This window comes from Bacillus sp. ABA4_010 (genome assembly GCF_056159105.1).
The window spans coordinates 3,619,229-3,646,058 of the sequence record NZ_JBSWUN010000003.1; the positions used below are offsets into that span (position 1 = coordinate 3,619,229).

General features: G+C 40.4%; 28 protein-coding genes and 1 riboswitch. Of the genes, 11 read left to right on the forward strand and 17 right to left on the reverse strand.

Translation table 11 applies throughout. From position 1 onward, the window contains the following. The first annotated feature begins 11 nt into the window (after nt 1-11). Entirely contained in the window at nt 12-1,136 is a 1,125-nt protein-coding gene (yfkAB, locus tag ACXAEO_RS19090) for a radical SAM/CxCxxxxC motif protein YfkAB (protein ID WP_474883712.1), read from the forward strand. Nucleotides 1,137-1,183: 47 nt separating this feature from the next. On the opposite strand, the gene ACXAEO_RS19095 is transcribed toward yfkAB, so the two are convergent. Beyond that, entirely contained in the window at nt 1,184-1,996 is an 813-nt protein-coding gene (locus ACXAEO_RS19095) for a YfkD family protein (RefSeq protein ID WP_474883713.1), read from the reverse strand. Between the two features lie 521 nt (nt 1,997-2,517). On the opposite strand from ACXAEO_RS19095, the gene ACXAEO_RS19100 reads away from it, so the two are divergent. Further along, nucleotides 2,518-2,934, forward strand: coding sequence for a pyridoxamine 5'-phosphate oxidase family protein (locus ACXAEO_RS19100; RefSeq protein WP_474883715.1), 417 nt, complete (start codon nt 2,518-2,520; stop codon nt 2,932-2,934). Nucleotides 2,935-2,985: 51 nt separating this feature from the next. Here the strand turns inward: ACXAEO_RS19100 and ACXAEO_RS19105 are convergent, their stop codons facing one another. Continuing rightward, nucleotides 2,986-3,369, reverse strand: coding sequence for an OsmC family protein (locus ACXAEO_RS19105; protein WP_474883717.1), 384 nt, complete (start codon nt 3,367-3,369; stop codon nt 2,986-2,988). A gap of 280 nt (nt 3,370-3,649) precedes the next feature. Here ACXAEO_RS19105 and ACXAEO_RS19110 point away from each other — a divergent pair, with 280 nt between their 5' ends. Both ACXAEO_RS19110 and ACXAEO_RS19115 read left to right on the forward strand, forming a co-directional pair. Then, nucleotides 3,650-3,796, forward strand: coding sequence for a BH0509 family protein (locus ACXAEO_RS19110; RefSeq protein ID WP_474883718.1), 147 nt, complete (start codon nt 3,650-3,652; stop codon nt 3,794-3,796). A 240-nt stretch (nt 3,797-4,036) separates the two neighbouring features. Continuing rightward, nucleotides 4,037-5,932: a heavy metal translocating P-type ATPase gene (locus ACXAEO_RS19115; protein ID WP_474884292.1), complete on the forward strand. Its 1,896-nt coding sequence runs from the start codon at nt 4,037-4,039 to the stop codon at nt 5,930-5,932. Between the two features lie 228 nt (nt 5,933-6,160). Here ACXAEO_RS19115 and ACXAEO_RS19120 read toward each other — a convergent pair whose 3' ends face one another. From ACXAEO_RS19120 to ACXAEO_RS19130, 3 genes are read right to left on the reverse strand one after another with little or no spacing between them, the layout of a single operon-like run. Beyond that, nucleotides 6,161-7,000 (reverse strand): YihY/virulence factor BrkB family protein, encoded by an 840-nt coding sequence (locus tag ACXAEO_RS19120; RefSeq protein WP_474883720.1) that lies wholly within the window; start codon nt 6,998-7,000, stop codon nt 6,161-6,163. 16 nt (nt 7,001-7,016) lie between these two features. Then, nucleotides 7,017-7,364, reverse strand: coding sequence for a YtxH domain-containing protein (locus ACXAEO_RS19125; protein ID WP_474883722.1), 348 nt, complete (start codon nt 7,362-7,364; stop codon nt 7,017-7,019). 41 nt (nt 7,365-7,405) lie between these two features. Then, nucleotides 7,406-7,873, reverse strand: a complete 468-nt coding sequence (locus tag ACXAEO_RS19130) for a low molecular weight protein-tyrosine-phosphatase (protein ID WP_474883724.1) — start codon at nt 7,871-7,873, stop codon at nt 7,406-7,408. Between the two features lie 307 nt (nt 7,874-8,180). Here ACXAEO_RS19130 and ACXAEO_RS19135 point away from each other — a divergent pair, with 307 nt between their 5' ends. Both ACXAEO_RS19135 and ade read left to right on the forward strand, forming a co-directional pair. Beyond that, nucleotides 8,181-8,408, forward strand: coding sequence for a DUF1128 domain-containing protein (locus ACXAEO_RS19135; RefSeq protein WP_474883726.1), 228 nt, complete (start codon nt 8,181-8,183; stop codon nt 8,406-8,408). Nucleotides 8,409-8,510: 102 nt separating this feature from the next. Then, a riboswitch (purine riboswitch) is annotated at nt 8,511-8,612 on the forward strand. Nucleotides 8,613-8,687: 75 nt separating this feature from the next. Then, nucleotides 8,688-10,418, forward strand: a complete 1,731-nt coding sequence (ade, locus tag ACXAEO_RS19140; protein WP_474883729.1) for an adenine deaminase — start codon at nt 8,688-8,690, stop codon at nt 10,416-10,418. Between the two features lie 49 nt (nt 10,419-10,467). Here the strand turns inward: ade and ACXAEO_RS19145 are convergent, their stop codons facing one another. Further along, a complete protein-coding gene (locus ACXAEO_RS19145; protein ID WP_474884294.1) occupies nt 10,468-10,983 on the reverse strand; it encodes a type 1 glutamine amidotransferase domain-containing protein in 516 nt (171 codons plus the stop codon). 166 nt (nt 10,984-11,149) lie between these two features. Continuing rightward, the gene (gene hmpA, locus ACXAEO_RS19150; protein WP_474883730.1) at nt 11,150-12,346 is read right to left on the reverse strand and encodes an NO-inducible flavohemoprotein; all 1,197 of its coding nucleotides are present in this window, start codon (nt 12,344-12,346) and stop codon (nt 11,150-11,152) included. A gap of 226 nt (nt 12,347-12,572) precedes the next feature. On the opposite strand from hmpA, the gene ACXAEO_RS19155 reads away from it, so the two are divergent. After that, nucleotides 12,573-13,013, forward strand: coding sequence for an Rrf2 family transcriptional regulator (locus ACXAEO_RS19155; protein ID WP_474883733.1), 441 nt, complete (start codon nt 12,573-12,575; stop codon nt 13,011-13,013). Between the two features lie 66 nt (nt 13,014-13,079). On the opposite strand, the gene ACXAEO_RS19160 is transcribed toward ACXAEO_RS19155, so the two are convergent. Further along, on the reverse strand, nt 13,080-13,895 hold the full coding sequence (locus ACXAEO_RS19160; RefSeq protein ID WP_474883735.1) for a YitT family protein: 816 nt from the start codon (nt 13,893-13,895) through the stop codon (nt 13,080-13,082). Nucleotides 13,896-14,240: 345 nt separating this feature from the next. Here ACXAEO_RS19160 and ACXAEO_RS19165 point away from each other — a divergent pair, with 345 nt between their 5' ends. Continuing rightward, nucleotides 14,241-15,302 carry a M20 family metallopeptidase gene (locus tag ACXAEO_RS19165; protein WP_474883737.1) on the forward strand — a complete coding sequence of 354 codons (1,062 nt, stop codon included), beginning with the start codon at nt 14,241-14,243 and terminating at the stop codon, nt 15,300-15,302. Nucleotides 15,303-15,410: 108 nt separating this feature from the next. On the opposite strand, the gene ACXAEO_RS19170 is transcribed toward ACXAEO_RS19165, so the two are convergent. Next, on the reverse strand, nt 15,411-15,956 hold the full coding sequence (locus tag ACXAEO_RS19170) for a general stress protein (protein ID WP_474883739.1): 546 nt from the start codon (nt 15,954-15,956) through the stop codon (nt 15,411-15,413). 163 nt (nt 15,957-16,119) lie between these two features. Here ACXAEO_RS19170 and ACXAEO_RS19175 point away from each other — a divergent pair, with 163 nt between their 5' ends. Next, nucleotides 16,120-16,641, forward strand: a complete 522-nt coding sequence (locus ACXAEO_RS19175) for a hypothetical protein (protein WP_474883740.1) — start codon at nt 16,120-16,122, stop codon at nt 16,639-16,641. Between the two features lie 68 nt (nt 16,642-16,709). On the opposite strand, the gene megL is transcribed toward ACXAEO_RS19175, so the two are convergent. The 4 genes from megL to ACXAEO_RS19195 all read right to left on the reverse strand — a co-directional run bounded on the left by megL (nt 16,710) and on the right by ACXAEO_RS19195 (nt 20,761). Then, a complete protein-coding gene (megL, locus tag ACXAEO_RS19180; protein ID WP_474883741.1) occupies nt 16,710-17,906 on the reverse strand; it encodes a methionine gamma-lyase in 1,197 nt (398 codons plus the stop codon). 122 nt (nt 17,907-18,028) lie between these two features. Then, entirely contained in the window at nt 18,029-18,754 is a 726-nt protein-coding gene (gene tatC, locus ACXAEO_RS19185) for a twin-arginine translocase subunit TatC (RefSeq protein WP_474884296.1), read from the reverse strand. A 156-nt stretch (nt 18,755-18,910) separates the two neighbouring features. Further along, on the reverse strand, nt 18,911-19,108 hold the full coding sequence (tatA, locus tag ACXAEO_RS19190; RefSeq protein WP_474883743.1) for a twin-arginine translocase TatA/TatE family subunit: 198 nt from the start codon (nt 19,106-19,108) through the stop codon (nt 18,911-18,913). A gap of 9 nt (nt 19,109-19,117) precedes the next feature. Then, a complete protein-coding gene (locus ACXAEO_RS19195) occupies nt 19,118-20,761 on the reverse strand; it encodes a PhoX family protein (protein WP_474883745.1) in 1,644 nt (547 codons plus the stop codon). A gap of 338 nt (nt 20,762-21,099) precedes the next feature. On the opposite strand from ACXAEO_RS19195, the gene ACXAEO_RS19200 reads away from it, so the two are divergent. Both ACXAEO_RS19200 and ACXAEO_RS19205 read left to right on the forward strand, forming a co-directional pair. Continuing rightward, the gene (locus tag ACXAEO_RS19200) at nt 21,100-22,641 is read left to right on the forward strand and encodes an FAD-dependent oxidoreductase (RefSeq protein ID WP_474883747.1); all 1,542 of its coding nucleotides are present in this window, start codon (nt 21,100-21,102) and stop codon (nt 22,639-22,641) included. 62 nt (nt 22,642-22,703) lie between these two features. After that, the gene (locus tag ACXAEO_RS19205; protein ID WP_474883749.1) at nt 22,704-22,901 is read left to right on the forward strand and encodes a YwbE family protein; all 198 of its coding nucleotides are present in this window, start codon (nt 22,704-22,706) and stop codon (nt 22,899-22,901) included. Nucleotides 22,902-23,005: 104 nt separating this feature from the next. On the opposite strand, the gene ACXAEO_RS19210 is transcribed toward ACXAEO_RS19205, so the two are convergent. The 4 genes from ACXAEO_RS19210 to ACXAEO_RS19225 form a co-directional block, all read right to left on the reverse strand. Beyond that, complete coding sequence (locus tag ACXAEO_RS19210; protein WP_474883751.1) at nt 23,006-23,446, reverse strand: DUF2935 domain-containing protein; 441 nt, start codon at nt 23,444-23,446, stop codon at nt 23,006-23,008. A 141-nt stretch (nt 23,447-23,587) separates the two neighbouring features. Continuing rightward, nucleotides 23,588-25,042 (reverse strand): alanine/glycine:cation symporter family protein, encoded by a 1,455-nt coding sequence (locus ACXAEO_RS19215; RefSeq protein ID WP_474883753.1) that lies wholly within the window; start codon nt 25,040-25,042, stop codon nt 23,588-23,590. Nucleotides 25,043-25,249: 207 nt separating this feature from the next. Further along, nucleotides 25,250-25,519, reverse strand: coding sequence for a DUF5658 family protein (locus ACXAEO_RS19220; protein ID WP_474884298.1), 270 nt, complete (start codon nt 25,517-25,519; stop codon nt 25,250-25,252). 210 nt (nt 25,520-25,729) lie between these two features. Further along, nucleotides 25,730-26,734 (reverse strand): TasA family protein, encoded by a 1,005-nt coding sequence (locus ACXAEO_RS19225; protein WP_474883755.1) that lies wholly within the window; start codon nt 26,732-26,734, stop codon nt 25,730-25,732. Nucleotides 26,735-26,830: the final 96 nt, after the last annotated feature.

Consider the following 26,830-nt stretch of genomic DNA (forward strand, 5'->3'; position numbering starts at 1 on the left):
AGGAGTCTTCTATGAATAATATCACTCTTCAACCTATTACCACTTCCTATGATCCATGGGAAGCTTATTTAGACATAAAACAATACGGCAAACCGACATTAACAAATGTCGAATTTACCACAACTACGCTTTGCAATATGCGATGTGAGCATTGTGCTGTTGGCTATACGTTACAGCCAAAAGACCCTAATGCTCTGCCTTTAGAATTGCTTATTAAGCGATTGGAAGAAGTGCCTACCCTTCGCTCCATGAGTATTACTGGAGGAGAACCGATGCTTTCGATGACGTCGGTCAAAAATTACGTTCTTCCTCTTTTAAAGTATGCCCGAGAACGAGGAATTCGTACGCAAATCAATTCAAACCTTACATTGGACTTAAATCGCTATGAACTGATTGCTCCATATTTAGATGTTTTGCACATCTCCCATAACTGGGGCACAATGGATGATTTTGTAGAAGGCGGATTTGCGATGATGGAACGCAAGCCAACGTATGAACAACGGGCGAAGTATTTTGAGCGCATGATTGAAAATAGTAAAGCATTATCTCGAGCAGGTGTCATTGTATCAGCTGAAACGATGTTAAATAAACGCACCCTCCCGTATATCAAACATATTCATCATCAAATTGTTCATGAGATGGAATGCCAGCGCCACGAAGTTCATCCGATGTACCCAAGCGATTTTGCTAGCAGCCTTGAAACGTTGTCATTGGAGGAAATGCGTTCCGCAATTCATCAGCTTTTGGACATTCGCAATGAAAATGTATGGATGCTGTTTGGAACCCTTCCGTTTTACCCTTGTAACAATAATGAAGAAGATTTAGCTTTGCTGAAACGTTTATACACAAGTAAGAATGTAACCGTTCGTAACGATCCAGATGGACGCTCTCGCTTAAATGTAAATATTTTCAACGGAGATATTATTGTCACCGACTTTGGAGACACGCCTCCGCTTGGCAATATTCAAACTAGTACCCTTCAGCAAGCTTTCGACACTTGGCAGCAATCTTCTCTTGCTGCGGAATTAAGCTGTCATTGCCCAGCTGTTCAATGCCTTGGACCAAACATTTTAGTAAAAAACAGCTATTACCCTACGGAAGACTTCACTAAAAAGACGTCTAAATTATCGCTATAATGACAAACAGACCCGTTTGGCAACAGCCGAACGGGTCTGTACTATTTTTACCGATGATGATCATACACCGCAAAACCGAATGATACATAATCTTGTACGGGAATCCAAGCACCGATTCCTTGAGAGGTGACATTTTTCACGACAATCATTCGCTTTGTTCCTTTTAAGACAAGATAAACTTCCCCATACGTCACTTTCCCTTTTTCACTAACTGCCGGCGCATACCCATACAAATACCCGACCTTTTTAGGAGGAACATTATACACTTGATCCTTTTTCGTTCCTGCTCCAATCACTGTCGTAAACGCTAATGGCAAATTTGTTTTAGCCATCGCTTTTAATAGCATCATTTGCTTGACGTGCTCCGGGTTTGGCACTTTTGCTGTTAATCCGCCTTTAATTTGCTTCTGTTCCTCTTGCTTATAGCGGATTTGATATGGCATTTTACCGCCACGATTATCAAATAGATTGGCATTAATCCGCTGATATTCCCAATTCGTACTCGTTTCTCCCGATTCGTAATTTAAAGGCCAATGCCCTAAAAAAATGGTGGCTCTAGACCCAAGACCTAAAATGGACTTAGAAATGGTCGATTCATTTAGGATGCGAATTAAATCTGGATTTTCAATTTTCACGTTGGATGTGTCTATTAGTTCTTTCGCCAATTCGCTTGGCTCTAAATACGGCATATCATGCGTTGCGTTCGGATACGTATTTTCTTTTGAAATATTTAAAGTCGAGGTCGGAATTTTGACCTGAGAAGACGGTTGCTGCTGAGGCGTTTCAGCGGCATATGCTTGAAAAGGCGTGATACTTAAAGAATAAAGAACAATAATTAACCATGACATCTTCCGAAGCATAGGAAGGCTCCTTTCCATTCAAATCATCACGTATAGTTTTTTCAAAACCTGCTTTATTTATCCGTTCTTTTCAGCGGACAAGTTTAATTTCCATCAAAAATGAAAGCGTTGTCAAAAAATAGGTATAATACCCTTCATACGCCCATATAGTGTTATTACATCTTGACAGAAAGAAAGGAGGAGCACAAAACCGTTAACGAACCACATCGAAAAGGAGGGCCGCTTTTTATACTTACTTCACGAAAACACCCGTGTTCTGTTTCTTGCAGAGCACGGGTGTTTTCCCTTTTTATGTTGATAAACCCCTCGATGTGTCACTAGACGACAAAAACATGTAAATCAATAAAGGAAACTTAACGTGGTGTATAGAGTCCATGGATACATTTTACATCAAATCAACTAGCTTTCTTTTACTTATAAGTATCTCCTTCCTTGACTATCCATTCTTTACTTTCATTTTGATGTTTAAAATACTTCTTAATCAGAAAGATTAAAAACAGACCGTAAAAAGGGGGATTAATATGTCACAGCAACTAAAAGATCAAATTTTAACGGTATTGGACAACCATAAAATTGGAACATTGGCGACCATTCAAAACAATCGCCCTTATTCACGATTCATGATGTTTTTTCATGAAGATTTAGTGTTATACGCCGCAACGAACCAAGAAACTCATAAAGTGGAAGACATCCAAAAAAACCCACACGTTCACGTATTACTTGGTGATGAAGGAAAAGGATGGAATGATTCCTATGTGGAAATCGAAGCAGAAGCCCACATTTCCGATAATGAGGCATTAAAAACGAAGTTTTGGAATGACCACTTAAAAGAATGGATAAATGGACCGGATGATCCGAATTATGTCCTGCTTGAAATGACCCCTGAAGCGATTCGTTATTATGAAAAAGCAGGAAGCGAACCACAAATTCTTCAGTAAAAGACAGGTCTATCATGAAAAAAGCCGGGACATTTCTCCCGGCTTTGCTGTTTACACAAGCTCAAAACTTTCCGTTACTTCAATGCTGCCGATAACAGATTGAACCATTGGACAGTTTTTTCGTGCAAGCTCCATTGACTGCTCAATTTTAGGTGCAGGGAGGTTTTTCCCCTTAATGACATAATGGATGTGAATTTTTTCAATGCGGTTTGCCTCCTCTTCATTGCGCACCACATCAGTTTGAATGGTCATATCTTCGACTTCTAGTCGTTTTTTCTGTAAAATTTTTCGTAAAACACCTCCACTGCACACTGCAATGGATGAAACCATTAGCTGATATGGACGAAAACCGTATTGTTCGTCTCCAGCAATATGTAGCTCCCCATATGGAAGTTGAGCCGTGAATCCTGTTTCAGGCTTCATTTTAAATTCCATTTTCCTCACCCCTTTTCTTTGTTATAGCACAACCTTTCCCCTCATACAAATGATAAAACTGACCATGCCCTTCTTATGTACTTGTGGTCTTTTTTAACGTGAAAAAGGTTTGTTGTACTCCGTCATTCATAACAACATTTCCTTCGGTATGGATGCCTTTTTCATTTTTTTGCCTATTTTTAAAAAAAACTACACACAAAATCCGAAATCTGTTATATAATACAACTAACAATAATAAACTGTATTAAAACAGAAGAAAAAATGAGAGGAGCTGTTTAAAATGAGTCGACAAGAACGAAAAAACATGGTGGAATTCATTTCAAAGGTAAAAGAGGTAGACCAGCAAACATTTATGTACATGACGGATGCGGATATTGAGCACATTTATAATGCGGTCTACTATTATCATGAAGAAATTATCGAGTAATAAATCTCCTTCCTTCCCCGCTTTTCTAGTCACAAAGAAAACACCTTTTCATACCATGAACTAAACATAATTTTTCCAAAGATTCGTCAGCTATGCTATAATATACTAAATTAACTATATGAACACCGAAACATGCTGCTATCTATTTAGATGGCAGCTTTCGTGCTTTTTTAGGGGTAATGATTGTGATTCTAATTATCAATTACATGAAAAGGAGTGGTAATATTGGAAGCCAATGTAATGGTCAAAAGAAAAGAAGCTGAAAGACCATCTTTTATGAATGTTCTTTCTACTCATGGAGAATTAATAGCTGCTTTAGTGTGCGGACTGCTTATTTTAGTTGGATGGGTCACCTCCTCCAATCAGGAATCTATTCTATCTGTATCCTTATTTATCCTCGCCTATGTTATTGGGGGATATGCGAAAGCAAAAGAAGGCATTGAAGAAACGATTGAAAATAAAGAATTAAATGTCGAAATGCTCATGATTTTCGCTGCTATCGGTTCCGCTATTATTGGTTATTGGACAGAAGGCGCTATGCTCATTTTTATTTTCGCTTTAAGCGGTGCCCTTGAAACGTATACCATGAACAAAAGCCATCGTGAAATCACTTCATTGATGGAACTTCAGCCTGAAGAAGCGACTCGCATTCACAACGGGCAAGAAGAAATTGTACACGTCTCTCAATTGTCCATCGGAGATTCGATTCTCGTCAAACCAGGTGAACGCCTTCCTGCTGATGGGATCATTGTGACAGGCGAAACGACGATTGATCAATCTACTATTACAGGAGAATCTGTCCCTGTATTTAAATCAGCAAAGGAAGAAGTATTTGCAGGCACCGTCAATTTAAAAGGTGCCATTACAGTCGAAATCACCAAGAATTCCGAAGAAACGCTCTTTCAAAAAATCATCCAACTTGTTCAAAGTGCTCAAAGTGAAAAATCTCCTTCCCAGCTTTTTATCGAAAAGTTTGAAGGCTTATATGTAAAAATTGTCTTAATTGCAGTACTTGTGATGATGTTCCTTCCTCATTATGCACTTGGATGGACGTGGACTGAAACCTTTTACCGAGCGATGATCTTACTCGTTGTCGCTTCACCTTGTGCACTGGTTGCATCCATTATGCCTGCTTCTTTATCGGCTATTTCTAACGGAGCACGAAAAGGCATTTTATTTAAAGGTGGCATGCATTTAGAACGGTTAACTCACTTACAAGCCATTGCCCTTGATAAGACAGGAACATTAACAAAAGGAAAGCCACAGGTGACGAATGTCGTTGTACGTCCTAATATGGAGGAAACAGAGTTTTTACAAAAGATTGCCTCCATCGAACGTCAATCCAACCATCCATTAGCACAGGCTATTGTCCAATACGCACAAAAAACAGGCTGCGTACTAACGGTTCCTGATTATTTAGAAGACGTGCCTGGTTGGGGAGTTATCGGCTCTGTCGGGAACGAGGAATGGAAGGTCGGAAAAGCTGAATTTGTTGGAAAAGACGAAGCGCTTGCTTTTCATGAGTCTGTGGCGACTTCCCTTGCTGAAGAAGGAAAAACGATTGTATTTGCCAAAGATGAAACAGGAATCATTGGACTCCTCGCCTTAAAGGACATCGTTCGCGAAGAAACCGCTTCTGCTCTTGAAAGATTAAAACAGTTAGGTGTATATACTGTCATGCTGACCGGGGATGGGGAAAAAACTGCCGAAGCCATCGCCAAAGAGTGCCATGTCGACCACTATGTTGCTGAATGTCTTCCAGAAGAAAAAGTAAGCAAAGTAAAAGACTTACAAAAACAGTTTGGCACCGTCGGAATGGTCGGAGATGGGATTAACGACGCACCCGCTCTTGCTACCGCCCATGTAGGAATTGCCATGGGGGAAGGAACCGATGTCGCTTTAGAAACAGCAGATGTTGTGCTCATGAAAAACGACTTATCCAAAATTGCCGAAGCCATGGAACTATCCAAACGAATGAACCAAATTATTAAACAAAATGTTATATTCTCAATTGCGGTTATCATCTTTCTGATTTGTTCCAACTTCTTGCAATTTCTCGACCTCCCTTTTGGAGTAATAGGACATGAAGGCAGTACGATATTAGTTATTTTAAATAGTCTTCGCCTCTTAAAATAATAAAAACAGCTCAGGAAAAATCCTGAGCTGTTTTTAATGGTACCCGTTTTGTCCATTTTGGCTGTTGCTTGTTTTGTGGTTTGGGCTTTGTTTACTGTTTTGCTTATTATGGCTACCGCCTTTTTTCGTATGTTTGGCCATGATGTAATCCTCCTCTAAAAATATTCGATTACATCATTAGTATGGCTATTCCGCCACTATCTGTTGCCTGGTAATATGTGTTACAACTTATAAACGGGAAAGATGCTTTTGACGGTAAATAGCATTCACTTCTCCCCCAATAATAATGATCATACCTGAAATGTAAAGCCATAACAGCAAGACAATAATGCCCCCTAAACTGCCATATGTGGCGGTATAATTCCCAAAATTCCCGACATAATACGAAAATATAAGCGAAGCCACTATCCAGCCAAATGTTGCAAAAGCAGAACCTCTCGTCACTTCCCTTACCTTTAATCGCTTATTCGGAGCAAAATAATACAACCCGGTAAACACAATAAATAAAATGAGCGCACTTACAATCCACCGTGAAGCAGACCAAATCGCTAAAAAGGTTTCCGATAGCCCAAATGTTGAAAACAAATACAATCCGATCATTTTCCCGAACACAGGTAAAAGTAAAGCGGTAATTATTACAAAAATCATCCCGATCGTCAACAGCATGGCCACCCCCCTGGCAACGAGAAACGATCGACTTTCTTCTACATTATAGGCACGATTGAACGCCCTGACGATCGCATTGATGCCATTGGAGGCTGACCAGATGGTGGCGATGATTCCAAACGATAAGAGACCTTCATTATGCGAACCAATAATGACCTGTAAGTTGGTCTCAATCATTTTCATCGTTTGTTCCGGAGCAAATTCACGAAGTAAGTTTAAGACATCTTCAGTCTCTAACGGAAAAAAACCAATGAGCGTCACTAAAAAAATTAGAAATGGAAAGAGAGACAAAAGAAAATAGTAAGCGAGCTCTGCGGCACGGCTTGGAATTTCATCCTGCTGAAACCTCATTGCTAATTCTTTCCACCATGAAGACGAATGTGTTCGCTCAATATTCTCCATATATTATCTCCGCCTTTCAAGAATGGGGCATGTGTTCATCGGACTCTTCCGCCGCAAAGACCTCTTTCGTTTCTTTTACAATATCCACAACTTGCGGTGTTAATTCCCGAATTTCATCTACTTTTCCAGCTAAAAACGATACATCCTCCGAAAGATGCTCAACTGTCGCTTTAAATTCACTTAACTTTTCTTTAATGGCTTCCTGCGTTTCTTTCGGGTTCTTAACAGTCTTCACTACTTGGCTGCCAAGCTTTCGGCCTCCTTCCATGACCGATTCTCTCGTCTGTTTATCCAACATAGAAACCGCCGCTCCTACTAAAGCGCCAATGATAATCCCATCCCATAGCCTGCTTCTCTTCTCCATTGTACTCTCCTCCTTTTTCAGCTGCTGTCTCCGTTCACCATTTAAAAATGCTTGCTTACAATATCCTCAAGCAAGTTTTCGCACCCTTTTGTCACCAACTCATACACTTGATCAAAGTTTCCGGTAAAGTAAGGATCTGGGACGTCGCTTAATGCCTCTTCTGGAACAAAGTCTAGCAGCCTTCCTACGTAACCAGTTTGACTGAATCCAGCCATCTTCCGTAAATTCCCTACATTTTCAGCATCCATAGCGATAATATAATCAAATGCTGTTAAATCATGTTCTTGAACTTGGCGAGCTTTCATTCCCTCAAAACTAATTTGATGCTTCGTTAACATGTCACGTGTTCCTTGATGAGGAGGGTGCCCGATATGCCAATCCCCTGTCCCGGCTGAATCAATGATTATATGCTCCTCCAAACCTTTTTCCTTCACCAATTGACGGAAAATCGCTTCGGCCATCGGGGAACGGCAAATATTCCCTAAACAAACAAATAATACTTTGATCATGCTTGTTCTCCTTTAACTAATTTTACAAACATTATATACAAATCATGAGAAAAATGGAAAGCCACCCCTTTGCCCGCTGATTCTCTTTCCGACAAAACATGATATAATAAAGGAAACTTCCATTGGCAGAAGGTTCCCTTTATCTCCCACTTAAACGGCTCTCATTACTCCAAGTTTTGAAAAGGAGTCTTATTGCCCGTTCATGAAGGATAGAAAAAGCATAAAAAATACCTTCTCCACCGTAAGTCAAACATCCTTGTACTCAATACATTCTTATTCTTAAAAACAAGCGGAGGGACTGAAACAAGTGGATTTATCCCAAAAAACGACTGAAAATGTTGAATTTATGATTGAAGCAATTAAAGAAAAACTGAAAGTGTTGAATTTCGGCGCTATTAAGCCTTCCCACTTCGATGAAGAAATGTATGAAGAACTGCGTGACATTTATGATTTAGTTATGAAAAAAACGTCATTCAGCCCGAATGAAATGCAAGCCATCGCTGAAGAATTAGGAAGCTTGCGTAAACAAGCATAAAAAAATCGCCTCCATCTCCTTGAAAGGAATAGAGGCGATTTTTTTGTTCATTGAAGTCATGAAAAAAAGATTGACGAAAAGAAGTCTGACCTTTAGAATAAATCAAAATAAAGAAAACACGCTCGTATAATCTTGGAAATATGGTCCAAGAGTCTCTACCAAACTGCCGTAAATAGTTGGACTACGAGAGTTGAACATGCCACACGTTTATTTTCTTCCATACGTTCTTCTCTTTTTTTAGTCTAGCTACTTCTTTATTTTTCGAAAGGAGTAGACAACATGAACACAACTACACTATGCCGCCAAATTAAAGCTGCCGGCAATCAAATTTCAGCTGACCTCGTCATTAAAAATGCGAAAATTATTGATGTATTTAACCTTGTGATTACAGAAGGTGATGTTGCCATTGTAGACGGAACGATTGTTGGAATTGGACAATTTGAAGGAAACACCGTCATCGATGCACAAGGCCGGTATTTGTCACCTGCTTTCATCGACAGCCATGTACACATTGAATCTTCTCTCGTGACCCCTTTAGAATTTGCCAAACTGGTTGTTCCCCACGGCGTCACGACAGTCATTACCGATCCGCATGAAATTGCCAACGTCGCAGGTAGTAAAGGTCTACAGTTTATGCTCGAAAATTCCGACCAGCTCCCGCTCGATGTGATGGTGATGCTTCCGTCAAGTGTACCAGCCACTCCATTCGAAAACGCTGGGGCTGTTTTGCACGCCGAAGATTTAAAACCATTTTATAAGCATCCGAGAGTTCTCGGCTTAGCAGAAGTGATGGACTTCCCTTCTGTACGAGATACTTCTCCTGACATGATTCGTAAACTCACAGACGCCGCTTCCTTCCAAAAAGCCATTGACGGTCATGGTGCCGGGTTGGATGAAACCGGCATTAACATATACCGTACTGCCGGCATCTCGACCGACCATGAATGTACGACCGCAGAAGAAGCATTGGAACGCTTGAAAAGAGGAATGTATGTCTTACTTCGGGAAGGCTCTGTTGCTAAAGATTTAAAAGCACTTCTTCCAGCCGTAAACGAACGAAATGCCCGCCGCTGCTTATTTTGTACAGATGATAAACACCTTGATGACTTACTGCTTGAAGGCTCCATCGATCATAATGTGCGTCTAGCCATTCAAGAAGGACTTGATCCGTTATTAGCCATTCAAATGGCTACGTTAAACGCGGCGGAATGCTATCAACTAAAAGGAAAAGGAGCCATTGCTCCCGGCTACAAAGCAGACTTTTTACTTTTAGATAATTTAGAGTCTGTCAGTATCCATCAAGTGTACAAAGACGGGAACCTTGCAGCAGAGCAAGGCGCTTGCCTTCTTTCATTATCTGCTCATACAACAGAAGCGGAAGACTTGAAAGACTCAATCCGTATTCCTGCCCTGACTCAAAGCGATTTCACCATTGCACTCGAAAAACCGGCTGCTCATATCATTGAAATTGTTCCAAACAGCCTCGTTACCAAACATCTTGTCGAGGATGTTACCGTTCAAAGCGGACAATTTATATCATCCATGGAAAAGGATCAGTTAAAGCTTGCAGTTATTGAACGTCACCGCGCAACTGGCAATATCGGTCTTGGAATTGTTAAAGGGTTCGGTTTTACATCAGGAGCGGTCGCTACGACCATTGCTCATGACTCTCATAACATTGTAGTCGTTGGGACAAATGATGCCGATATGTTATATGCCGTAGAAAAGCTAAAAGAAATCCAAGGTGGAATTGCGATTGTTCAAAATGGCCAAACTCTTGCCACCCTTTCCTTGCCAATCGGTGGCTTGATGACAAATGAGCCGTTTCAGCAAGTGAATGAACTTATTCATCAGCTTGATGGCGCCCTAAGCAAAATCAGTGCTTCCGAAGCATTTAACCCTTTGCTCACCCTTTCTTTTTTGAGCTTACCGGTTATTCCCGATTTAAAATTGACTGATAAAGGATTGTTTGATGTAAAGACTTTTCAGCACATTCCCATTCAAGCATAAAACAACCAGCATGGGGCTTCCATGCTGGCTTTTTTATACAAAAACAGCCTTACTGCAACACATTTAATGATTCACGAATAAATGCTGGTAAGTCATCTGGATTCCGACTTGTCACAAGCTGATTACCGCATACTACAACTTCCTTATCATGGAATGTCGCACCGGCATTTTTCAAATCAACCGCAATTGATTTATAACCTGTTACATCTCGTCCTTTCAACGTTTCAGCCGTAATGAGCAATTGAGGTCCGTGGCAAATCGCCATAACCGGCTTTTGAGCCTCCATCAGCGCTTTTGAAAATGCCACGAAACGATCATCCTCTCGTAAAAGATCAGGAGAAAAGCCTCCAGGCAAGAATAACGCATCAAATTCCTCTGGATTTACTTCATCAATGGCAGTATCCACTGTCGCCGTCGATTCTCCCTGTTTTCCTTCCACAGTCTTCCCTTTTTCCTTTTCAATGATCGTTAATTCATGCCCTGCTTCCTTAAAGGCTTGAGCAGGTTCCGTATACTCTACATCCTCATACATATCAGTCATTAATACAGCAATTTTCTTTACCATCATACATGCACTCCTTTAAAGATTGTTATCTATAAAAGATGTTCCCCCATGGCCAATCAATAAACCACTTTCCATAAAAAACCAAAAACTCCCTCTGTCCAGCCATGATTCTAAAATAGAAAACAGCTCTTGAAGGATTATCTTCTCTCCCTTCAAGAGCTGTTTTCTATAACTTCATATTTGGTCCGAAAAATTCATAGTGAATGGCCTCTTCATTGACTCCTATTGCTTTTAATGAATGATGGATCGCTTTCATAAACGGAACTGGTCCGCACATATAATAGTCCGCATCCTTGTCAGAAATAATGTCTTGAAGCCATTCAGCTGTAATGTATCCCTCTTTATCAAACCTCTGTAAGGCCATATCCTCTTGTGTCGGCTGTTCATAGCAAACAAATGTAGAAACACCCACCGCTTCAACCTCTTCCCGCAAAGCATGGTGCTGGCCATTTCGTGCCGCATGAATAAATGTTATGTTTCGGTTTGGTTGTTTTGCTGCTGCCGTTTTCACCATGCTGATCAACGGTGTTATTCCTACTCCTCCACTAATGAACACTAGAGGCTTCTCGCTTTCCATATTTAACACAAATTCACCCGCAGGTGCGCTTAACTCTAGACAATCCCCTTCTTGAACGTGATCGTGTAAATAGTTAGATACAGTCCCTTCTGGTTTTTGATTATCCGCCTCTCGCTTCACTGTAATTCGATAATATTCACCGTTTGAAGAGTCAGACAAGCTGTACTGGCGAATATGTGTATACTCACTTTCTGGAATTTGAACACGAACGCTCACATATTGACCTGGAAGAAATGAAGACACAGGCGAGCCGTCTGTTCGTTTTAAATAGAATGAAGTAATCACTTCGCTCTCTTTCACTTTTCGAACAACCGAGAACGATTCGTAATCTCTCCATCCACCTTCTTTCGTTTCAGCTTCTTCATACATCTCATGTTCCACTTGAATAAAGGCATTAGCAATTACCCCATAGGCTTCTCCCCAAGCATGAATAATGTCATCGGTTGCCGCTTCTTGCAACACATCTTTAATAGCTAATAATAAATACTGGCCGACAATCGGATAATGTTCTGCTTTCACTCCAATGCTGCGATGTTTATGCCCGATTTGTTTAACAACTGGTATGATTTGATCAAGTTGATCGATATAAACAGCTGCTGCATAAACCGTATTCGCCAAAGCCGTTTGCTGCCTGCCTGTTTTTTGATTTGTTTGATTAAAAATATTTAAAAGTTCAGGATGTGCGTCAAACATCATTTCATAAAAACGTTTTGTAATATCTTCACCGTATTTTGCTAATACAGGAGCTGTACTCTTTACGATTTCAATCGTTCTTTCACTTAACATGACAATCCCCTCACCTTTTAAAGATGTATTTTAAATACATCTTTATCATAAATGATGATTCCACTAAAAGATATATTTAAAATACATCTTTTGAAAAGTTGTCACAATTTCACATGAAACGGTTTGTTTCCTGCAGAGAAGAGTTTGCCCATCACTCAAACATTCACGCTTTCGTTCAAAACATGCTATGATAAGGATACTTTCATGATATGAAGGGGTTATAGCTATGAGACTGACAAATTATACGGATTATTCTCTTCGTGTTTTATTATATTTAGCTTTAAAAAAAGAAGATGAATTAAGCAATATTAAAGAAATTGCGGAGGCCTACCACATTTCCAAAAACCATTTAATGAAAGTCATTCACGCACTTGGAAAACTCGGATTAATTGAGACGATTCGGGGACGAAATGGCGGAATTCGTCTGGCAAAACATCCAAGCGACATTAACATCGGTGAAGTTGTTTCACAAACAGAAGATGATTTTCATATAGTGGAATGCTTTCACCAAAGCGGCAATCTTTGTGCGATTACGCCTGCATGCAAATTAAAGCATGTATTGTATGAGGCACTGCAAGCCTTTATTAACGTACTAAAAGGGTATACATTAGAAGATTTAATTCAAAACAAAGACGACCTGAAACAGTTGCTCCACCCTGACAGATAAAAAACGTCTCACAAGAGTATAACCCTCTCGTGAGACGTTTTTTATCCATGTATGAATGGCTGTGAATCAAGGCATATCTCTCCGAAATAACCCTACTACCTCCACCGTTTCTGTAATATTAACAAAGGCGTTCGGATCGATTTTTTGAATAATCGGCTTCACATCAATGAGTTCATAACGGGAGATAACCGTCATTAAAATTTTCCGACGTTCTCTCGAATACGCCCCTTCTCCATCCATAACCGTTACTCCCCTTACAAGGTTTTCGAGAAGTTCTTGCTTCATTTCCTCACCTTTGTTTGTAATAATGGTCAACGTTAACTTAATATGACGAGTATGAATTGCATCTACTACTTTCCCTGTCACAAAAATGGAGAGCATCGTATAGAAAGCCGCATCCCAATTCACAAAGAACCCTGATATAAAGACGACAATTCCGTTCATTGCAGACAATAATGCCCCAAGCGGGAAATCTTTTTTATTCGTCAAAAGCATCCCAATAATATCAAAGCCTCCGGTCGAACCAGCTTGACGGAACACGAGTCCTACTCCAAGTCCTGTTAAAACACCGCCAAATACTGCTGATAAAATCGGATCCGTACTGACCGCCGTAATCGGAATGATGTATAAAGCAACTGATAACACAATGACTGACAAAAGGGTATACAACACAAACCGTTTCCCTAACTTCATAAATCCGACAATTAACAACGGTAAATTTAGTAAAAAGTTCATAATTCCCGTGTTAAACGGTGTTAAAATGCCGATAATCATCGCAATTCCACTAATACCGCTGCTTAACACTTTGTGGGGAATTAAAAATAAATTATAAGCGAACCCAATAATGATTGAACCTACAATAATAATAAATATTCTCTGCATTCCATCTACCTCTTGCTGACAAATTTAACACTTTATTTCCTTTCATTATAGTCGCTCATAATGAAAAAATACGAAAAAAGTATATTCAGAAATTTACCTCCATTATCTTTGGCTATCCTTTTGATACTCAAACCATTTTCACAATAAAATACGTCTTCTTCCCATTTGCCATCAATACTACCGCGTCATGAATTCTTCTTTAGCATAGCATAAGAAGCATTATTTCATTCTTTCGTTATAAAAGCGAAACGCAGCAAGAAAAATGCTGAACATTGACAAAAAATTCTTTTAATTTAAAATTGGATAAATCAATTATTCATTACACAATGAAGGAGAACAAGAGACATGCTGAAACAATTACTGAAAGATTTAATTGCCATCGACAGTTCGACAAAAAACGGAGCGAATGACGCCATCGAATTTTGCCGAAACTGGCTTGTAGAACAGCAAATCCCGGTGAAAGTTCTAGAAAACAACGGCTATCACATGCTCGTATGTGAAATTGGGAGCGGAGAAAATACATTCATTTGGAACGGTCACGTCGATGTCGTGAGCGGACAACCGAATCAATTTATCCCGTTTGAATCTGATGGAAAACTGTATGGACGGGGAGCAGCTGATATGAAAGCGGGAGTCGCTGCGATGATGTGTGCCATCGTTTCCTTGAAGAACAAAACGCTTCGGTCACGCATTCAGCTCCAAATTGTGCCTGATGAAGAAACAGGCGGATTCTATGGCTCCGGCTATTTAGCGGAACAAGGCTATCGAGGTGACTTTATCGTTTGCGCCGAGCCGACCCAACTCGGCATCGGATTACAGGCGAAAGGAATTTTACAAGTTGACATTGACATTCACGGAGAAGCAGCGCATGGAAGTAGACCATGGGAGGGGGAAAATGCGATTGAAAAAGCGATGCACATGTATCAGGACATTTTAGAGCTTCCATTTACAAAGGAACAAACAGAATTTTACGCTCGTCCATCTATTAATCTAGCAAAAATTCAAGGAGGAGATGTCTACAACAAAGTTCCTGACCGCTGCGTCATGTCATTGGATATTCGATTCCTTCCGAGCCAAACCGCTGAAAGAATTCTCCAAGAGCTTCAAACAATTACAGGTGAACACCTCACTGTACATATGCACGGTGAACCGGTCCGAACAGAAAAAAACAGTCGTTTTATAGACGACTTACGCTTCTTAATCGAAAAACATACTCATCAACCCGCTGTTATTTTTGGTCAACACGGGTCAGCGGACACACGCTTCTTTTCCGCATATAACATCCCGGCCATTGAGTTTGGTCCATCAGGGGCTCATTGGCATGGAGATGACGAATATGTGGAGCTTGCATCTGTGGAACTATATACACAGCTACTCATCGAGTGGGCTCTTCAATTCAACTGTTAATAAAAAACTCGGGAACTCTGCTGATTAAAAGAGTTCCCACGTTTTTTCTCCCTAAGATTTGGCGAGGAAAGTCTTAAACACGCATTTCTATACCACCCCTATCTACGCTTATTTACGGCCCTCATTCATCATACGCGGGTCGACTGTTCCGCCATTATGACGGGTTAAAGCAAGGTCATCTGTTAAGGCTTCGCGATTTGTATTTCCAATGCTTGTACCACGATCCACAAGGACTAAAAATTTCCCCTCTCTTACGTGCGTATCGTACCGATTTGCTTCCTCTTCCGAAAGCCCCATTCCAATGAGAGCACCCGCTACTCCTCCTGTACCCGCTCCTAATACTGCGCCAGTAAGAGTCGCAGCAATCGGGCCTGCGGCTATCATAGGACCAATTCCTGGAATGACTAAAGCTCCTACTCCTGCTAATAACCCAGCTAATCCTCCAAGAGCCCCTCCAGTCGTTGCACCGACCGCTGCCCCTTCTCCAGTCTTCGTTCCTGTTTCGTCGGAAATCAGCTCTACCCCTTCCTGATTTTTCCCGATGACGGAAATATTTTTTACCGAATAACCTTTTAACTTCAATTCTTCAACTGCCTGAATCGCTTCACTTTCTGTATCATACACACCAACAATATATTTTTCATTTGGATTCATATGAATCTCCTCCTTTTTCGTTGTACATACCCTTTCTGAATCACATCAAACCGAAAAAAGAGAAAGAATTATTTAGCGTTTACCCCTAAATAAAAATGTATTTAAACGAAAAAACAGGGGGTAAGCATAAGTAACATCTTTTATAGAAAATAGGAGGATTAGTATGTTCGGCTTATATGATGTGTGGAAATTTCTGTTGGCGTTTTTTATTTTGTTACCGATTGTGACTTTCATCCATTTAATAGGTCATATCTTTTTTGTCAAATTGTTTGGCGGGAAAGGCATACGGATTGTTGTCGGTTGTGGAGATACTTTTTATACGTTTGGAAACATTGAAATCCGAAAATTTTACTTTTGGTCCGGCGGATGTGAATTCTCTGACCTCAAATGGCAAAACCGCTTTACGCAATCGCTCGTTTTTCTCGGCGGGTCCTTATTTAACCTTATCAGCCTGCTTATCGTCAATACACTCGTTCAAATGGAGATATTAGCCCCCTCCATGTTTTGGGATCAATTCATTTACTTCTCTTTTTATTTCTTGTTTTTCGCTTTATTTCCAATGGACAATCCTGCCGGTCATCCAAGTGATGGAAAAGCGGCCTATTTGCTTTGGAAACGAAAAATCCAAAAGAAAGAAACCGATGACTGTCACTATCAGCAAGATCACCCGCAAATGGAAAGCTAAACGATTGGCCTCACATAAAAAGGGTGAGTTCCTATGCGAACCACCCTCTATCATCCAAGTTATAAAAATTAACGAGAGACAGCCGTTTTATTTAACGCTTGTTGCAAGTCCTCCCATATATCCTCCCACGCCTCTAAACCGACAGATAAGCGAAGCAACTCATCTGTGATCCCCATTTCAGCTCTGACCTTTTCAGGAACAACCGCATGAGTCATTGTGGCAGGATGCTGTATGAGTGTTTCTGTATCCCCTAGACTTACCGCAATTTTAATAAGTTTTAGTTCATTCAAAAAGCGTTGAGCATCTTGCTTCGTTCCTTTAATGTCAAAAGAAATTAGACCACCTCCTTGTTTCATCTGCTTTTTCGTAATGGCATATTGAGGATGTTCTCTCCCACCTGGATAGTAAACATTCTGAATGAATGGATGACTCTTTAACTGCTCATAGATTTTCTCTGCATTAAACGAATGGCGGTCCATGCGTACCGGAAGTGTTTTCAATCCCCTTAACAGCAACCACGCGTCAAATGGAGAAATGATCCCGCCAATGTCTTTTTGCGTCGTCATTGCCACACTTTTTATAAAATCTTTCTGTCCTACTACAAGACCTGCTACCACATCTCCGTGACCGCAAATGTATTTTGTCGCACTATGAACCACAACATCACACCCAAAAGCCAACGGTTGCTGCAAATAAGGAGACGAAAACGTATTATCCACGACTACTGGTATCCCGTACTCTTTTGCTACCTTCACAATGAGTGCCAAATCAATGACTTTCATAGTTGGATTGACAGGAGTCTCCACATAAATGCACGCGGTCTGTGGACGAATGAGCGCTCGCAGCTGATGTTCTGTTTCCATTAAACAAAAATCGTGGGTAATGTGATATTTCTCCTCCATGAGCTTTAATAGTCCGAATGTACAGCCATACACTCCTTGTGAACAAATAATATGATCGTTTGCCTTCGTTAAAGCAACTAATACAGCCGAGACTGCCGCCATGCCCGAGCCAAAAGCAAGACCTGCTTCTCCTCCTTCTAATAAAGCAATTGTATCCTCCAGCGCTCGCACCGTCGGATTTCCGAGCCGTGAATACACATATCCTTCCTCTTCGCCCTTAAAACGTCGCTCCCCCTGCTCGGCACTATCAAAAATAAACGTAGAGGTTTGAAAAATGGGAATCGATAGGCTGCCTAAATGTTCTTTCGAATCATATCCTCCATGAATGACCGCTGTCTCTATTTTGCCGCTGTTTCTTTTCATTCTTTCCCCTCCTAAACTGCCAACCTAACAACCTTCTTTCCTATACTATGTTCGAAAACGTTTTTTTGGAAATTGGACCGAAAAAAAGAGCCCCAGTCATTATCGGAGCTCTTTCATCTTCCTTATCCTACGTTTGGAATCTCTTTTTTCTTATAAACAATTTTGGATAAGCTAACACTTGCTTCATACAGTAAGATGAGCGGAATAATGACGAGAACATCGGACAGAAAATCAGGCGGCGTGATTAACACAGAAATGGTAATCAAAATAAAATAAGCATACTTTCTCACCTTCTGAAGCTTAAACGGATTCAGAATACCTAAGCTAGTTAAAAACATGATAATGACAGGAAGCTCAAACAACACCCCAAATGGAAGCGTCATATGTAAAAGAAAGCGAAAATATTTTTCCGTCGTAAAAAACGTATTGAACATGTCACTCGATAACGACATTAAAAAAGAGAGGACGATTGGAAACAAAATAAAATAACCGAACGAAATGCCAAGAAGAAACAGCATAAATAACGCCGGAATATATAGAAGCGTTACCTTGCGTTCATGTTCCGTCAGAGCTGGTTTGACAAATAACCATACTTGATGGGCAGCAACCGGAATCGTCGCCGCCAGAGCCATCACCGTGGCAATCATCAAATACACAACAAGCACATCGCTCGGTCCCAAAATGGCTAGTTTAAACGGAAGGTCTTTAACGAAAAAATGATAAATGTCTTGAACACAAATAAAACTAAGTACTAAAAACAAAATAAACACCACAAGGGTCATGATGATTCTTTTTCGCAGTTCTTCAAAATGCTCCACTGCTTTCATATTTCTATCTTCCACCTTCATCCCCCCACCACTAAAATGTTTCATGAAAGAAAAGACCTAGGCACCGCACAGACTGTACCGTCCATGTAGAGAAGCCAAGGTCTTTCTTTTTATACAAAGCTATGCCTATTCATGTTCAGCAAACTAGAAAAGCGACTAAAGTGAAGCATTCCTTCTTTATTTCACTGCCTTTTCTTTTTCCTCGCTTGTTTCTTGCTTCACATCATCGGAAACGAGCTCTCTCGTTGATTTTTTGAATTCCTTCAACGTCGTTCCGAATGCGCGGCCAATCTCTGGCAATTTAGAAGGACCGAAAATAATAAGAGCAATCACTAAAATTAAAATTAACCCGGGCACTCCAATATTTTGCAGCATAAAATCCTCCTAGTATTTAAAGCCTGTAATCGCAACAACGGATGGACGTGGCTGATTGTCTCCTTGTCGGTGCGGCCATAAGCTTGTTGGATTGTTAATATCTTCTGTTTCTTCACCAGGGTGCTGAATGGCCAAGAATAACGTTGTTTCGTCTTTTGTAAAGCAAGGTCCCGTCAATTCTGCCTCTACAGGCGCAGAAGCAAACTGGATGGCTTCTCCTTGGCTTTCTCCCATAGAAGGAATAACAAATACTCCGTTATTTTTAAAGGACTGGTGTACACCTTTGTTCAAAGAACTTGAAGATATATCGGTTACCGTCCATAGATTGCCTTCGCTATCGAACGTCAAGTTATCTGGTGCGCTGAACCCGCTTTGACGACCGCCCGCAGCAAAGATTTCAAAATCGAAGGTTAATGAACCTAAATCATCATTCGCTTCAATGAAGCGTGTAATATGACCGTGAATATTCCCATGGTTTGCATTGTTCGTATGCGCAATGAACACCGTTTTATCAAATGGGCTGATTTCCACGTCTTCCGGACGGTCTGTCGGTGTTGCACCAAGCAAAATAGCTGCATCATGAGCATGGACAAGTACATCTGCCTGTACCTTGAATTTTTCCAAAAGCTCAGGTTTGTCTTTTGCTTTTTCACGAACCGCTTCAATAGTCAGCGCAATCCATTTTCCTTTTTTCATGTCGGCTGCATACAGTGTGCCTTCTTCCAGCAAATCAGAGTTTGCTTGTTTGCGAGATTCGACATATTTATTTTTACTGATGAACTTGTAGACACAGGCGTCTGTTTTATCGTCTCCCATATATACGACCACTCGTCCATCGTTGGCTAATCCCATCGCCGCATTTTCATGATGGAAACGACCTAATGCTGTATGTTTGCGCGGTTCAAACTTGTCGTTAAACGGATCAACTTCCACAATCCAGCCGTAGTGTGTTTCATTCAATCCTGCATCTTTAGCTGTATATTCAAAATTCTCTTCTGCTGATAGAACTGTATTCCACAACGTTTGTCCGCCAGAACAGTTCGCAAAAGTTCCTTGAACAGCATTGGCACCACCCACAGCTTCTGCACCTTTAGCCGGACCTGTCAGCTTCATCGGCGTTAAGCCTGTCACACGGCGAGCATATTTCGAACTTGTATCCATTTTCCACACGCCGTTTTCATCACGGTACACTTCAATAATGGAGCCGCCTTGATTGTATAGTAATTTTTGAATTTGGTCTTTCGTGAAAGTCCCATCTTTTCCTCTTGGGCCTGTTACCCACAGTTCACTTGTATATTCATGATTGACCCAAAGAAGGCCACGATCATTGGAATCTTCAATAGGGAAAAATAAGGTGAAATCATTATTATAGCCGAAAGTATCGCCTTTTTTATTGATAACATCGCCATATGCAGCCACGACATCATATTTAAATCCTCGAGGCAGCACAAGCTCATCCTGATCCGTAGGCTGGATAGGAGTAAAGTTTAATCCTGACACTTTTCGCTTGAATCCAAACAAATGAGTTGCTGCTACTTTTCCGTTTGCTTCCGCTTTCGGAGCAAGTGCACCTAATCCTGTTGATGCTACAGTCATTGCTGTAATTCCTGTTCCTACATACGTCAAAAACTTTCTGCGATTCAATTCAGACATGTTTACACCTCTTCGATTTAATAGATTTCTCACTCTCTCCCCTTTACGGGAATGCTAGAAAAGCAGCAGAAATTATAGGAAAATCAAACCGTCCCTAGCGAGAGTGTCCCTTTGTCTAACTAAATGTTATAGCTGAAATATTTAGAAAATATTTAGTTTTTATTTAGTTTTTGTAAAAATGTGTTAAGTTTTGTAAATTAGTCCAAAAAATTTCTTTATTAGGTCACTATTTTTCCTCATTCATATTCCGGTATTTTTTTTCAAAACCGTCTAGAGAACGTTTTCGTTTTACTTTTATTGGAAATGTTAAAGGTAAATCACTTATATAGGAGGAAAAAATGAATCAAGACCGCTCTTTTCATCAAAAAATGCCCCAATACCCAGAACCTTATTGGAGGGATTCCAGTACACTGCCTTCCTTTCCAAAACTAGAGACCGATTTGACTGCCGAAGTTGTCGTCGTTGGAGGTGGAATATCCGGAATCACGACAGCCTATTTGCTTGCAAAAGAAGGTGTCAAAGTGGCACTGCTTGAAGCTGGCAAACTTTTAAATGGAACGACAGGACATACAACAGCCAAAGTGTCTGCTCAGCACGACCTTACGTATAATGAGCTCATTTCTCAGTTAGGAAGAGCAAAAGCAAGGCTCTATTATGAGGCAGCAAATGATGCACTGCAGTTTATAAAAAATAAAGTGCATGACGAGCACATAGACTGCGACTTTAGTGAAGAAGATGCCTATTTATACACGTCTTCTGCCAACTATCAAGAAAAACTAGAGAAGGAGTACAACGCTTACCAGCAGCTTGGCATCAATGGTTCATTGCTGAACAGTCTCCCTTTTGATATCCCAGTAAAAGGCGCTCTCGTCATGAAACATCAAGCACAATTCCATCCGCTTAAATATTTGGCTGCGCTTGTAGAACAGATTATCCAATGTGGCGGTTCCATCTATGAACAGACGACCGCAATAGGTATAGAGGAAGGAAAACGTCCCGTTGTGAAAACAAAGGACGGATTCAAACTCACATGTGATTACGTGGCAGCCTGCTCCCATTTTCCGTTTGAAGATGGAAAAGGATTTTATTTTGCGCGCATGTACGCAGAACGCTCCTATGTGATTGCTGTAAAAACGAAAAAAGATTTTCCCGGCGGTATGTATTTAAGTGTCGATGAACCCGTTCGTTCTCTTCGTTACACAGCTATAAACGGGGAAAAGTTGGTGCTTATCGGTGGAGAAAGCCATAAAGCGGGACAAGGAAGAGATACACTAAAGCATTATGAGGCATTAGAACACTTTGCAGATGATGTACTCGGGATTAAAGAGTATATGTATCGTTGGTCTGCCCAAGACTTGTTTACCTTGGATAAAGTTCCTTACATTGGTCAAGCGAACGCCAGCCATCCTAACCTTCTTGTGGCAACTGGCTATCGAAAGTGGGGGATGACGAGCGGAACCGCTGCTGCTTTGTTATTACGGGATATTATTTTAAAGAAGGACAATCCTTACAAAGACTTGTTTGCCCCTTCTAGATTTCACGCTGCTCCTGATGTGAAACAATTCATTACACAAAACGCCGATGTAGCCAAACACCTTATTGCAGGAAAATTACAATTTCCTACAAAAAAACTAGAAGACTTACATCACGATGAAGGCTCTGTTGTCACAGTGAACGGACAGCGAGCAGGAGCATACAAGGACGAGCACGGGGTTCTTCATATCGTCGATACAACTTGTACCCACCTTGGTTGCGAGTTGAATTGGAATGACGGGGATCGGACATGGGACTGCCCATGTCATGGCTCTAGATTTTCCTTTCAAGGAGAAGTCATGGAAGGACCTGCTGAACAGCCGTTAAAAAAGGTTGAGGAGAATTAAGCTTTTCTTTCACCGATAGCTTCTTTATAGTAGAAGTATTGATGCAAAACGAGGTGTATAAAATGAATGGGCAATCAAGAAGTGATATCTCTCCAGGTATTGAGGTACAAATTGTATTAAAAAAAGATCAACGAACTGGCACATTAACAAAAGGAATCGTAAAAGATATTTTGACGAAATCCCCCTTCCATCCTCATGGTATTAAAGTAAGGCTCCAAGACGGACAAGTAGGTCGAGTGAAGGAAATTATCCAAAAATAAATGATTGTTTAAAAAGACGCCGAATTCTTGTGAGAACCTAGGCGTCTCTTTATTTTTTGCTTGTTCTCTTACAAAGGCTTGTCCATTTTGAAAACTTTGAATATCTATTTTATCTCCGGTTGGTTTTGGTACAGCAGTGTTTGGGCAATCCCGACAAAATACTCTGACTCACGAATAATATGATTCAGTACAACCTTCGCCGTTGGGTTTTTCTTCACTGCTTCACTCTCTGTTTTAATCTTTTGACACAATTGAATAAACTTCAAGCTTTGCTTTAGGCAAAACGAAATTAGTTTTAATACTTGTTGATACAGCTGAACTGGAACGTAGTAAGCAGAGCGGACAACCGATTCGATATAGCGCACTACTTTTTGATGCGTCTCCGACAGCTTTTCTTCCCATTTTTTCAAAGCCTCTACATATTCCTTCTCTAAGCCGCTCACCAGCTCACGAATGACAACCGTATGCTCTTCTTCTTGCTCTTTCCAAAATTCAGCCTCGTCCAAAATGCGTAAAGGCATTTGTTGCCCATAATAAAATTGCATACTCATCCCCCTGTTTTCTTTTTACTCTCAATGTATGGCGGAAACAGGTCGAATATGCCCTTTCTTTTCACTGAACAAAACCATCCCCTGCCAAAGCTTGCAGAGGATGGTTTTCCTTTTCATAATGAAGGACAGAACAAGTTAAGAAACACGATCTCGATCCTTTTTATACTCAGTTACCCAGTAATCCGCGTTCTTAATGCCCAGTTTCTCTGGATCAAACACCGGGTCAAGTCCTTGCTTTTTCTGATTTTCATAATCTTTTAACGCTAATAATGCTGGTTTAGCCAAGATTAAAATGGCGATTAAGTTCAGCCATACCATAATGCCTAATCCAACATCTCCTAAAGCCCATGCAAGAGAAGCCGTTTTAACAGCACCGTAGAAAGTTGCTCCTAATAATACGGCCTTTAATCCCATCATCGGCCATTTGTTATTTTTCCCGCGCGTTAAGTAAGCAATATTCGTCTCAGCAATGTAATAGTAAGCCATAATGGTTGTAAAAGCGAAGAAGAATAAAGCAACAGCAACGAATCCAGCTCCAAATCCTGGGAGAACCGTTTCAATGGCTGCTTGCGTATAACCAGGACCCGGTTCGACATCCGCTAAATTGTTTACAAGATAAGTCCCATCTGGCGCTTGCGTGTTATACATGCCTGTAAATAAAATCATGAAAGCCGTTGCCGAACATACAAACAATGTATCAATATAAACGGAGAATGCTTGAACAAGTCCTTGTTTAGCCGGATGGGAAACTTCCGCTGCAGCAGCGGCATGTGGCCCCGTACCTTGACCAGCTTCATTCGAATAAATACCGCGCTTAACCCCCCATGAAATCGCCATCCCGACAATCCCACCAAACGCCGAATCTAAAGCAAACGCACTCTTAAAGATTAACGCTAACACGCCTGGCAACTCTGCAATGTTCATGGCCACAATAATGACAGATAACAGAATGTAACCAAGCGCCATAAACGGAACAACATATTGAGCGACACTCGCAATCCGTTTCACTCCACCGAAAATAATAATACCTAATAAAATAACAAGGCCGGTTCCTGTAACGGTTGGACTGATTCCAAAAGCGTTATCTAACCCTAAAGCAATCGAATTTGATTGAATTCCTGGCATTAAAACACTCATCGCCAGCAAAGCTGCGATGGCAAACAAAGTCCCATACCATTTCCATCCAATCCCTTTTTCAATATAGTAGGCAGGGCCGCCTCGATATTGTCCGTCTTGCTTTACTTTATAAATTTGAGCCAACGTCGACTCGATAAAAGCACTAGATGCCCCGATAAAGGCAATTGCCCACATCCAAAATACTGCTCCCGGTCCCCCGAATGCAATAGCCGTAGCCGTACCAGCAATATTCCCTGTACCGACGCGTCCTGAAAGAGCAATGGACAACGCTTGGAAAGAGGAAACGCCCGCTTCCGAACTCTTTCCTTTAAACATTAAGGTAATCATTTCTTTAACATGCCTGACTTGCAAAAACTTTGTCAAAATAGAAAAAAGTAGTCCGACCCCAAGGCAAGCATAAATTACAGGCGTACTCCATAACACACCATTCAGCCAACCAACGAATTGTTCCAAATAAACTCCCCCTTTTTTGTTTTTAATTTTCTGTATATTTAAAATTATAAAATAAATTATTTTCTAAAACAATATGTACGTCCATAAATATTCAGTACATAAACAAAACAAACAGCTAAAAAACTGCATTTTCAATAAAGTATTCTATTAAAATTGTATATTATGACACTCATGCACTAAACAGACCTGTGCTTTTTTCAGAGACCTCTACATAATTAAAACTATCCAATAACCATGATACAGACAAACACACGTATAACCAACGGAGGCCGCCACCGAAAGTCCCTTTATCCAATCAGGAGGATGAAACGTCTTAAATACACTAAGAACATATAACAAACAGGAAAGTCCAAATTTAACAGCTAGAAATAGAAGAGGATGAGCCTCATATAAAGCATTCATCAGCGGATTTGCTTCATTAATATAAGAATGCTGCAGGCCATAATACGTGAGGATTGCATCTAGGAGGTTGAGCATGGCGAGGTATTGGAACACTAAATTCAACGTTTGATCACCACCATAGAAAAATATTTGTTCTTAATTAAGAACAGAACTATTTAAAGAAGACCTTGATGACAATTTCTCCTTCCCTCAAGGTCTTTCCCATGTTTAACTTTTATAATCAGAAATCTTTCGTTAGAGACAAAACTATATTCGTGCCATGAAACTATAGTCAAGTTACCTTGCTCACCTTTCTTTATTTCGTAAAGGAATCTCCTTACTCCACAATTCTCCTTTACCTGGGTGATCAGAATGCTGATAAGCTTTAACCATATAAATCCCGAACTCACTTGGTTTATACGTAATTTTATATTGTTGCCCTGAATTTAACGCCGGAACTAAACCTGTTTTAACGACTACTCCATCTTTCGGATTCCCCTTTTTAATGTAAAACACTTCATATGGCACAGAACTGTTCATATTCCCTGAATCTTGACCATTTTTCACGATAGCGTATATTTTATCGCCCTCACGACCTGCACTACCGAACTCCAAGGAGCTTTTATCCCATTGTTCTGGTTGGTTGGTGTCGTCATCCTCTTCCCCATCACTTCCGCTTCCACTGCCACAAATACCCTCTATGTCAAAATTAACGAATAAAGCATTGTCCTGAAGTTTTTTAATTTCTTCTTTTTTCAAATGACTAGAAGGAGACAGGGAAATTTGAAGAATGATCTTTGCACTTTCATTTACCTCCAACCCATCTTCTAAAAACTCTGATTTGATATCTAATGAACTTTTTGCCAATCTGGCAAGTGTTGTTTCGTAAACAGGCTCCTTCATATTCTCTTTATCTACAAACACTTTTACAGCAAGATGAGACGCAAAATTTTCCGCATCCTTTCCAAAATCAATAGCTGTATGCATATAAATTTCATTAATAAGGAAAGTTCCTTTATTTTCAAGAGTTACTTCAATTAAATTCGGTTCTTCTTCCTTCCCTTTATTCCCTTTTTCATTTTGAGAATTTGACTGTTTCGGAATGAGATAACTTAAATCAAATTTAAGTTCGGAGTCCCCTTCAATAGAAGATGCATCAATATCACATCTTCCTACGGCTAACACATGTTTCTGCTGTTCAATATCATTAAAAAATGACCAAGTCCCTTGTGGCATGACAGCAGAAATTAATAAGATAAAGCCGCTAATCAGAAAAATGACTCCTTTCGTAATCTCGTATTTAGAATTCATCTGTACCACCTAGCTTTCGTATAAAAAATCTTTAAATAGATTACTTTGTCGCTAATCATTCAGAGCATAACTTCCATATGAAATAAAGCCGAATTA